The sequence below is a fragment of the Arthrobacter sp. H14 genome, assembly GCF_000520495.1.
Lineage (GTDB): Bacteria > Actinomycetota > Actinomycetes > Actinomycetales > Micrococcaceae > Arthrobacter_C.
Window position 1 is genome coordinate 1 of record NZ_AZRX01000432.1, and the last position, 9,629, is coordinate 9,629.

Genomic DNA, 9,629 nt, shown 5'->3' on the forward strand with positions numbered 1-9,629 from the left:
CCTTGGCCGCAGCAGCGTGATTCCGCACAGAACGTCATTGCCGGGCGAGGAAAGCCGCGCGACGGCCAGTTCCGACAGATTGTCGAGGAATTTTTCGACGTCACCGCTGTCCAAAACCAAATCCTGCAGGGAACCGGTCTGGCCGTCATTCATTGTCCGTTTTGGCCGGGTTTCCTTCATTATCCTGCTCCTGCAGTGCCGGCTGGTTGTTTCTCTTACCGTCGTCGCTTCCCCGCGCTGTTTCGCCATTTGAGTCGTCGTTTTCCCGGGTGAGGTGCTCGGTGACTGCGTCATCGAAATTTTCCTTGTCCCCGGCCGCCGGATTTTGGGGGCCCGAAGAACCGGTTCCGGGGTCTGTCCGTGCTGCACCATTGCTGTCGGACGATGATTGGTGATTGACGTTGTTCACATTGGTTCCTTCCCTTGATTCTCTGTCCCAAATGTTAGGGACCGCCCATATGCCGAGCGTGCTTCCCATTAAATCAGGACGCATAGTCACTCTCTCGCCCGTCTCGTTCAAAAGAGTGCGGCACTGGTGAGAGAGGATCCGCATCACGGCGGAACTGGACTCAACCAGCTACCTCGTTGGGCCGTGCTTCGGGTTCCATGCACGATAAAGCCGAGCACATTGAGCTCGAAAGTAAAGTCGCGAGTAGGCCGAGGTTCTGCCTGCCGGGTTTGCTCCTGCAACCTCGAAGCTGGTGCTCCCCGGCGTCGCGCTCGGCGAACTGCCCTCGGCCATGATCCTGGACGGCCCCCGGCCTCTGACTTATCTTCCGTTGGGCCCGGTGGTGGTCACCGAGTGGCGCTTCGGATCGCTGCGGCGATGGCAGCGACGAGCAATCCCAGCAGGAGCACGACCAGGACCACCGGCGCCAGGAGCAGGATGAGAACCAGGCACAGCACCACGATCACTTTGGTCTTGGTACTCGCTCCGGACCACGCACCCTTGAGCGCCGCCCATACCGGATTCTTGCCCGACATGACCGCTTGCAGGGCACCAAGGCCAGCGTTCATCACTGGATCACCACTCGCGGCGGGGTCTTCGAGCTTACCCTCGACGACATCCTCGAGCTTGTCCACGACCTCGTCGATCTTATTCGACGCCGTCATCGCGAGCTTGGATATCGCAGCCTGAAGAAGGTGCCGTGCAGAGGTCTTGAGCAGCTCGGTTGCCGTGCCGGCCGGTTTCGGCTGAGCGGTGGTGCCCGCGGTTTCGTCCGGCTTCGGGCTCGGCTTGGTGCCGGGCTCGCGCCCGGTCCCCGTACGCGGGGCCGCACGAGGGCGTGCGTCAGTCTGACTGGTCCGCGGTGGCGGCGTCCCTGCATGACGATGTTGTGAGGTCTTCGAGGCAGAAGGACGCGACCCGCCGGCGGCGGCGCGGCCAGAAGCCGACCCAGACTTCGATACCGGCGCCCGACGCCGCTGCGCCGGTTCAGCGGTGTCTTGCCTGGACCGGTTCGAAGTTGCTTGTGCTGCCACCATTCGTCCCTCTGTTCTCGTGTATTACTCGTCGGTCATCCACTGTGACGACTTTTTCGACTACAGCTTCGCCTTCATTATCCTGCGGGTTTGACCCGTGATGGTCATCGTTTACCTATTTCCGATTCGATTCTTCAGGGGCCTCGTCTTCTTCCGTCGCCTCTGGCTCCTCATCGGTGTCGGGGGCTTCTTCGTATTCCCCGTCGTCCTCTTCCGTATCGGCGGCCGGCTCTTCGCCGTCCTCGTATTCGTCCTCATACTGATCGTCGTCACTCTGATCCTCGGACCCGTGATCGTCAGCTTCCTGGGCTTCTTGCTCGACGACTTCGTCATGGGTGCGCACGATTTCCTCATCGCGGATCTCCGCACGCCATCCTTCAGCGGCATCCGGGTCCAGGATGGTCGTCGTCATCACATGGCGGACGTAACGCTTCATCTCCACACGAACACGCCGGCCCACAGCACGCCATATCTGCCCTGTCTTTTCGAATAAGCCCTGCGGAAAGTACTCCACCACAATACAAATCCGGGTCAGCCGGGGACCATACTCGTGGAACGTTACCGAACCGTCGAGGTGGCCCTTCTTGCCCGTGGATTTCCAGATGATCCGATCATCCGGAACCATTTCCTTGATCGTGGCTTCCCACTCCCGGTGTGAGAGAAAGGCCTGTCCCTTGAACTTCAGTTTCCCGGCTTCCTCCTGGTCCTGGAACTCCACATTCTCGACCTTCTTCATGAAGTCGGACCACTCTTCAAACTGCGTCCACTGGTTATAGGCCACCGTCACCGGCACACCCACATCAATCCACTCCACAAGATTGACGACTTTCTGCTCTTTATTCCCCGACGCCCCGCTGCCGGTGGACTCCTCCCCGCCGGCTTCGGGCCCGGACTCTGATCCGTCGGATTCCTCGCCCGAACCCTCAGAATCATCACTGTCCGATTCCTCATCCTCGTCGTCACCGCCGGTGATTTTATTCTTCGCCCACGAAAACGCCCGGCCGACAGCCTTCAAAGGATTCTTACTCTTCGCACCCTCCTCTGACTCATCCTCACCGGCACCTTCGTCGGAGCCCTCCCCAGACGCTTCGTCATCCGACTTATTCTTGCCGGCCTGCCCGTCGTCATTTTTCCCGGAGTTACCGCTGCCGAAGTCAGTGATTTTGCTGCTCAGCCCCTCGACTTTGCCAGAAGCCTTACCCAATGTGCTGTTGACAAGCGATTTACCGTACTCGCCGGCACTGTTTTTCAACGAGTCCAGGGGAAGCTGCTCCATGAGTGAGCCCTTAGAATTTTCAGCCATAACAGCTACTCCTTACTTGGAGGACTTGCGCGTAGTGGTCTTGCCGGTGGTGCCGCTCTTTGAAGAGCTGCCACCGCCGCTGCTGTTGCCGGAACTCTTCTTCGCCGTACCACTTGCCTTCTTCGGGGCAGCTTTACCGGCGGACTTCGCCGGCCCGGATGCCTTACGGCCCGTGGAGGTGCCCGACGACGCTTCTTTAGTGGCGCGGGAAGTCCCGCTGGAAGCGGCTTTCGTCCCTGCACTTTTTGTTTTCCCGCCGGTGCTTTTGGCCTTATCGGGGGTCTCTTCGACCTCCTCAGCCTGGTCGGTTTCGTCCTCGTCGTCGTCGGCCTGCCCGGCGGTGTCTTCAGCGGTATCCCCCGCGTCCTCCTCAGCCTGGTCGGCGCCGTCCTCGTCCTCAGCCTCGTCCTCAACGTCGGCGGTCTCTTCAGCCTGGTCGGTACCGTCCTCAGCCTCAGCCTCAGCGTCCTCGGCCTGGTCGGCGCCGTCCTCAGCCTCAGCCTCAGCGTCCTCGGCCTGGTCCGTGGCTTCCTCGGTTTCGGTCTCCTCCTCGCCGGTTTCTTCCGCCAGGCCGGCGATGTCTTCGATGTCCTCAACGTATTCCTCGGCGTTCTCCACGCCGGCGGCCTTGAGCGCATTCAACTTATCGGTGCGCTGCTGCAGTTTAGTGTTAACGGACTCGATGCCCCGCGTTGCTCCGGCCATAGCCGCGCCCTTGGCGGACTCCGCCAGTTTGCCCGTGATCTGCTCCAGCAGTTTCTTCGCCTCCGGCGAGGACTGAATCAGCTGGTTCGCCTGACTCATCAACTCACCCTTGTTGGTACTGAGCTTCTTTCCACCGACCAGCCCGGCCAGAGTGAGTGCCAGTTTTGCCTTCTTCGTCCGGCCCAGTAGATATCCACCGAGCAGGATCGCTGCCAGTTTCGCCTTGTCATCCATCAGATAACCTCCCAAATAGGTTGTGTGTGTGCATCCGGCTACGGATACACCGGATTTATCGCCGTTGTATGCCGGTTTTTCGACTTAATTCGAGTGTATTTTTCCGCGCCGAGCGCATCTGTTTGACGATGTCGGCCCGCGTGGGCAGCGATGTCTTATGCGCTGTGGCCCGTCGGCGCCATATTAGTACTCCGGCAATGAGAGCACAGACAAACAGCGCTGCGGATCCAAGAGTGATACCACCGCGTCTGCGGTCCGCCGCGGGGTCGGCTTCACCGCTGCCCGTGAGTTCCCGCGTTTTCGCTCCCGTCGCCGCAACGACACCGAGGACCTGCCGTTTGGTTGAATCCACCGCCTCCACCGCGTGTGCCTTGTACGCGTCGGCCTTCCGTTTCGCCTGCGCCTTGACGTCGAGCCGTTCGGAGAGCTGCTCAACGGTCTGGCCGAGTTCGGCGCGTGTGGTCTCAATGTCAGCCTGAATCTCGCTGGTACCTGCGTCCTTACCCGGTTCTGGCGTATGCGGGGTTGCGTGTTTGCTCATCGGTGACCGTGTTCCTTTACTTCATTGACATCGGCTTTGACGTTGTCCATGGTTCTCTCCGGCGCCGGCGGGACGGCTTTCTTGACTTGCTTCTTGCCTATGAGTGCGGCAATACCGGCGATAATGAACAGTGCCACTGTGACGATCAGGGCACTGAACCAGGCAGGTATCAGCAGGGCCAAGGCCAGAATGATGGTGGTGATCAACGTGGCGCCGCCGAAGAAGGCTATCAGCCCCGCACCACCGAACAGTCCCGCCCCGACGCCGGCGTGCTTGCCTTTCTCCTTCAGTTCCGCTTGTGCAAGCCGCATCTCGTCGCGCACCAGACGTGTCGTCTGCTCCGATAATTGCGTGACCAGCTCAGACACTGCAGGCTCTGAGGTTTTCGACGGTTCGGCGGGGTGGTCAGCGTGACTCATAATTGCTCCTTCTTCCGACGAACAGGACATCGGTACGCGTGCTGTTGAGCTGTCAGTTTCCGGGCCATTCTCCTGTGACTTTCTCAAACGTTCGTGCGCCGCCGCGGTGTATGAGCGCCTTGACGAGGGCAAACACCGCACCTTGAATCAGTGCTGCGATCATGACTTCCCGGAAAGTCATTCCCGTATCGAGCGCCTTGGGAGCTTTATCGTGGCCTCGGGTGCGGCATGTTTCCACCCCTGCTTAAAGACCTGCCCGGCGATCAGACCTCCGGCTATGCTCGAGACGATGCCGATGGGCCGATACAGAATCTTCGCGGATTTGCTCACCGCTTGAGGCGGTTCTGCTTTCTGTTCACGTGCCATATAGGGACTCCTCCTCTTCACAAAGTAAACAGCATGCTTACTCATGGTCAAGAACTATCGACGCTCGGATCCCTGAAGGCAACGGGTCTGAACATTGCGCCGGGCCCAACCCAGCCCACCCGCGCGCAGTTCAGCGGCCCTCATCGGATCCGCCCTTCCGGCCGTGGTTTTCGCGCAGCTCGCGTCCCTGCCGCACCTCTTCGCTTTCCTTGTTCCGCAGCTTTTTGCTTTGGCGCGGGTCGCGCGGTGGCAGTTGAATGGTTTCTTCGGCCGCAAAACCGGCCTGCAGCTGACGCCCGCGCTCCATTTCCGCATCGAGCTCCGCGCCGAAGAGCAGCGACAGGTTCGCCAGCCAAAACCACAACAGCGCCACAATCACGCCACCGATGGCGCCGTAAGTGGCGTTATAGCTGCCGACGTTGCTGACGTAAAAGTAGAAACCCAACGACGCCACCGCCAGCATAATCAACGCAAACAATGCGCCAAGGCTCATCCATCTGAATTTGGGTTGCTTCACGTTCGGAGTGGCGTAGTACAGGATGGCGACCATCAGGACGGCAAAGAAGATCAGCACCGGCCATTTGGCGATACTCCAGATCAGTACCGCCACCGAACCGAGCCCGACGACGCCGCCGATCGACCCGGTTGGGAAGGCTCCCCTGCCGCCGTCACTAAGGGTTGACGGCCAGCAAGGAAGCCAGCAGTTTCAAGGTTATGCTTCAGAACGGTCCGGAGCAATGGCTCCGGATCCGGGATCGGTCGCCCGTTTCCGTCCCGTGAGACCGGGAGTCTCCAATGACTGATGATTATCAGGGTGCTTGCTATTGTTATGCAGGAGGCCCGGCAATGATCCCGCTAGACCGTTCATGTCAGTAAGGGGAGTTTTAATGACCACGCCAGCGGCCCACAGGTCCATAGGAAACCGGCGTACACCGGTGCAGAGGGCAGCCCTGAATCTGTGAATTTCCTCCTGCATCCATTATCGGATGCGAAACCCACATAGTCACCGGACTCCTACCCGGATGTGCCGGCCACAGGAGGTGACATCGGATTGGAAGTCGAAGCTGACCACATGCATGGGGTACTCGGCCCGCAGGCGCTTCTGCTCACCGGCGCCAGGCCCAGTGCGCCGCTTGTTCTTCGCCTTCGGCTCGGGGACCCAACCAACCGCACTACCAAGTGTTGCAATCACCGCAAGAACCCGCGGAACGATTTATGCGATAGGGGTAAGCGGGGGATTTGTGGCTTGGGGAAGCTGTGATCCAGTTTTGATGGTTTGGGGATTGGTCAGGTGATGACGAGGAGTCCTGTGGTGAACATGAAGGCGAGGCCGGTGATGATGCCGCCTGTGGTGAGGGCTGTGAGGGTTCTTCCGGTGTGGTCTTGGAGCATGGGGAGGAGTTTGATGGCGACTTGGCCGAGGGCTCCGGCTCCGATGCCGAGCAGGAATGCGGCCAGTGTGGGTTGGTAGACGGTGGCTCCGATGAGTGCGCCGAGGATGGCTGGTGCTCCTGCGATGAGGCCGAGGGTAGCGAGGCGGGTCAGTGGTGGGCGCTGTGAGGCCAGCGGTGTGACAATGGCGAGGCCTTCGGTGGTGTTGTGGATCGCGAAGCCGATGACGAGGGACGCGCCGAGGGCGAGGGAGCCCACAGCGTAGGCGGATCCGATGGCCAGGCCTTCGCCGAGGTTATGCAGTCCGATGCCGACAGCAATCAATAGTGACAGCATCTGCGGTGACAATTGGGCGGGGTTTGCCATGTTGGCTGGTTGGGTGGCTGGGTGGGTGGTGGTTCGTTGGTGTGCCCAGCCTTCGATGCCTTCCAGGACCAGGTATGCGGTGACGGCACCGAGGAGTACGACGAGGGGGCCGCCGTATGAGGCGTTGTCGCGGACGAGTTCAATTCCTTCGAGGGTGGCGTCGATGGTGAGGTAGGCGAGGAGGCCGACGGTGAAGGCGAGCAGAGCGCGGATCCAGGCTTTTGAGGACCGGCGGACGAAGGGCATCCATAGCAGTCCGAGGCCGATGGGTATGACGCCGACGTAGATTCCGAGCAGCGCCATCAGCCCGAAGAAGGATGCGCCTTTGTCCGGGCTGAGGACGGCTGCATCGATGGTGGCGTCTACTCTTCCACCGGCTGAAGTGATCAAGGAGATGTCGTAGGGATCACCTTCAACCCAGGGGTAGGAGACGGTGACGGTGTTGCTTTCCAGATGCGCCATCTGGTTCTCGCTTTGGGTGAACCCGGCGTAGTAGTCAGAGACGACGACCTGGGCGATGGTGACCGGGTCGGCGCCCTCGTTGCGCACTGTCAGGGTGATCTGGCCAGGGGTGAGCTCGATGCTCTCGACTACGACGGCTTCTTCGGGTGGCCTGTCGTCGCCAAGACCTGTCAGGCCGGGCGCATTGAGCAGGCTGAACAGTGCGATCAGTGCAGCGATCAACACCAGTGGTCCAAGGCCCAGGACCCAGCGTGGTATCTTCGTCGTTTTCTCCGCTTTGTGTGGTGCGGTCTCGAGGCGGGTCATTATTCGCTGACCTCGAAAAAGCCCATCCAGCCCAGTTCAGCGAACTCGGTTTTATGGGCGTGGAACATGTACTTGCCCGGATGGGGGAAGCGCATCTCCAGGATTCCGCGTTGTCCCTGTGCCTGCATGATGGTGTCGGTGTATTCGCTCGGGGTCAAGGACGTGCCGGTCGGGTAGTAGTGGAAGAAGTTTGCGTGCACATGGAAGGAGTTGATGGGGTCGTATTCGAGGATGTTGATCAGATGGATGCGCACCAGTTGTCCCTTTGTGACCTGCACGGGATGGTCCATGAAGTGGAACGGCAGCCCGTTCACTGAGTAGAACTCGTTGTCATCACCACCGTCGGTGTTATAGCCGTTCATGACCATGATCATTTCGTCAGCTTCGGGCCTGCCGGCCTTCGGTTCGACGATGAACGCCCCGTAGAGGCCTTTGGCGATGTGCGGGGCCAGCGGCGACTGATGGCAGTGATAAAGGTGGGTGCCGAATGGTTCGGCATCGAACTCGTAGGTAAAACGTTGTCCGGGAAGGATCGATCCGGCACCAATCCCGGCGGTTCCATCCATCTCGGCCCGGTGCACTCCGTGGAAGTGGATGGTGTGCGGGTGGGAACCGGCGTTGGTGAAGTGAATGCGCAGGGCATCACCCTCCCGCGCCCACAAGCTGGGACCCGGAATCCTGCCGTTATAGGTCCATCCGGGAAAGGTCACTCCCGGCGCTATTTCTATGTCCCGGTCGTAGGCCGTGATGTCCCATTCACGCAAGGTCCTGCCATCGGGCAGGGTACTGACTGTGCCCTTATCGAAGTCACGCAGGATCGCCGTTGGATCAAAGCCTGCCCGCCCAGGCGGGACCGATCCCGACGGGAACCCAGCATGCCCTCCATGATTGGACGCCGAACCCGGGGCCATCGTGGTGTGGTCCATCGGGTCCTGCTGAGCTACTGCCTGGCCCCGGCCGAGCATCGACAAGGGCACTGCGGCCGCCGCGGCCGCACCGAAAAGCATCCCGCGCCGGCTGGGCATCACCGATGCGGAGTGCAGAGGTCGCTTCATCACTAATCCAATCTATCGAACATCCAAGTTCGGCAAGCCTAACATCGAAGTCGGCAAGAGCGTACTAATGTTCTTGCAGCAGCCCAACTCACCCGTTGCCCTCCGATAAGCTTGATTGCATGCCGGTATCCGACCTAACCAATTCCGCCCAGGACTACTTGAAGCTCATCTGGACTGCGACCGAATGGTCAGCAACCCCGATCACGGTCACAGCGCTGGCTGAACGCATGGGAGTGCGGCCCTCCACCGTGTCGGACAGCATCAAAAAGCTCAAGGATCAGGGCCTTGTGACCCACGCCCCGTACGGGACTATCGAACTCACCCCTTCCGGGTCCGCGCATGCCGTGGACATGGTCCGCAGGCACCGGCTCCTGGAAACCTTCCTGGTCCAGGTCCTTGGCTATGGCTGGGACGAAGTCCATGATGAAGCCGAAGTCCTCGAGCACGCCGTCTCGGACACCATGATCGAACGCATCGACCAACGATTAGGGCATCCCACACGCGACCCACACGGAGACCCCATACCTTCCGCCGACGGCCAACCACACCGCCCCGGCGCAATCCAACTCCGCCACGCGGAACCGCAAGGTGAAGTAACTGTCGTCCGGATCTCCGACGCCGACCCCGCAATGCTCAGATACTTCTCCGACATCGGCCTGACCCCCGACGCGCGGCTCACTATCCAGGAGCAACGCCCCTACACCGACGCCACCACCATCACCCTCTCCGGCCAACAAAAAAACATAGACCTCGGCCCGGCAGCCGCCAACGCCATATGGGTCACCACCTCCTAACAAACTCTCGACACGGCCAGGAACACACCGTGGAAAGACCACAGTCGAATCAGCCGCTCAAAAATAAGAGACGAATCTGCGTGTCGCAGTGGAGGAACATCGGGTTCGTGCGGTGATTGCAACACTTAGCAGATGGGTGTTGTCATCGCTGGTGGTTGGGCCCCCGCTAGCAGCCCAGTTGCTATGCGATAGCTAATTGGTTCT

The 9,629-nt window shown here is 60.3% G+C and carries 12 protein-coding genes and 1 pseudogene; 1 reads left to right on the top strand and 12 read right to left on the bottom strand.

Annotated features, from left to right (window positions below):
- Nucleotides 1–145: 145 nt before the first annotated feature.
- The 12 genes and pseudogenes from Y707_RS0100590 to Y707_RS0100635 form a co-directional block, all read right to left on the bottom strand.
- The gene (locus Y707_RS0100590; RefSeq protein ID WP_026533681.1) at nucleotides 146–409 is read right to left on the bottom strand and encodes a hypothetical protein; all 264 of its coding nucleotides are present in this window, start codon (nucleotides 407–409) and stop codon (nucleotides 146–148) included.
- 386 nt (nucleotides 410–795) lie between these two features.
- Nucleotides 796–1,113, bottom strand: a complete 318-nt coding sequence (locus tag Y707_RS22245; RefSeq protein WP_051441489.1) for a hypothetical protein — start codon at nucleotides 1,111–1,113, stop codon at nucleotides 796–798.
- Between the two features lie 484 nt (nucleotides 1,114–1,597).
- A complete protein-coding gene (locus Y707_RS22250; protein ID WP_051441490.1) occupies nucleotides 1,598–2,785 on the bottom strand; it encodes an SRPBCC family protein in 1,188 nt (395 codons plus the stop codon).
- Nucleotides 2,786–2,797: 12 nt separating this feature from the next.
- Complete coding sequence (locus Y707_RS0100605) at nucleotides 2,798–3,724, bottom strand: hypothetical protein (RefSeq protein ID WP_026533682.1); 927 nt, start codon at nucleotides 3,722–3,724, stop codon at nucleotides 2,798–2,800.
- A gap of 55 nt (nucleotides 3,725–3,779) precedes the next feature.
- Nucleotides 3,780–4,265: a DUF3618 domain-containing protein gene (locus Y707_RS22255; RefSeq protein WP_051441491.1), complete on the bottom strand. Its 486-nt coding sequence runs from the start codon at nucleotides 4,263–4,265 to the stop codon at nucleotides 3,780–3,782.
- Complete coding sequence (locus Y707_RS0100615) at nucleotides 4,262–4,684, bottom strand: phage holin family protein (RefSeq protein ID WP_026533683.1); 423 nt, start codon at nucleotides 4,682–4,684, stop codon at nucleotides 4,262–4,264. The genes Y707_RS22255 and Y707_RS0100615 overlap by 4 nt, the downstream gene beginning before the upstream one ends.
- A gap of 52 nt (nucleotides 4,685–4,736) precedes the next feature.
- Nucleotides 4,737–4,865, bottom strand: a complete 129-nt coding sequence (locus tag Y707_RS32445) for a DUF4235 domain-containing protein (RefSeq protein WP_333782820.1) — start codon at nucleotides 4,863–4,865, stop codon at nucleotides 4,737–4,739.
- Complete coding sequence (locus Y707_RS33195) at nucleotides 4,862–5,095, bottom strand: DUF4235 domain-containing protein (protein WP_333782821.1); 234 nt, start codon at nucleotides 5,093–5,095, stop codon at nucleotides 4,862–4,864. Before Y707_RS33195 ends, Y707_RS32445 begins: the two co-directional genes overlap by 4 nt.
- Nucleotides 5,096–5,180: 85 nt before the next feature.
- Entirely contained in the window at nucleotides 5,181–5,687 is a 507-nt protein-coding gene (locus Y707_RS22265; protein WP_081744526.1) for a YihY/virulence factor BrkB family protein, read from the bottom strand.
- A 381-nt stretch (nucleotides 5,688–6,068) separates the two neighbouring features.
- Nucleotides 6,069–6,215, bottom strand: a pseudogene (locus Y707_RS29365) (IS3 family transposase); the annotation flags it as partial.
- A 122-nt stretch (nucleotides 6,216–6,337) separates the two neighbouring features.
- The gene (locus Y707_RS0100630; RefSeq protein WP_051441492.1) at nucleotides 6,338–7,576 is read right to left on the bottom strand and encodes a ZIP family metal transporter; all 1,239 of its coding nucleotides are present in this window, start codon (nucleotides 7,574–7,576) and stop codon (nucleotides 6,338–6,340) included.
- Nucleotides 7,576–8,631 carry a multicopper oxidase domain-containing protein gene (locus Y707_RS0100635; protein WP_253905003.1) on the bottom strand — a complete coding sequence of 352 codons (1,056 nt, stop codon included), beginning with the start codon at nucleotides 8,629–8,631 and terminating at the stop codon, nucleotides 7,576–7,578. Before Y707_RS0100635 ends, Y707_RS0100630 begins: the two co-directional genes overlap by 1 nt.
- 119 nt (nucleotides 8,632–8,750) lie before the next feature.
- On the opposite strand from Y707_RS0100635, the gene Y707_RS0100640 reads away from it, so the two are divergent.
- On the top strand, nucleotides 8,751–9,425 hold the full coding sequence (locus tag Y707_RS0100640) for a metal-dependent transcriptional regulator (protein WP_026533686.1): 675 nt from the start codon (nucleotides 8,751–8,753) through the stop codon (nucleotides 9,423–9,425).
- Nucleotides 9,426–9,629 lie beyond the last annotated feature (204 nt).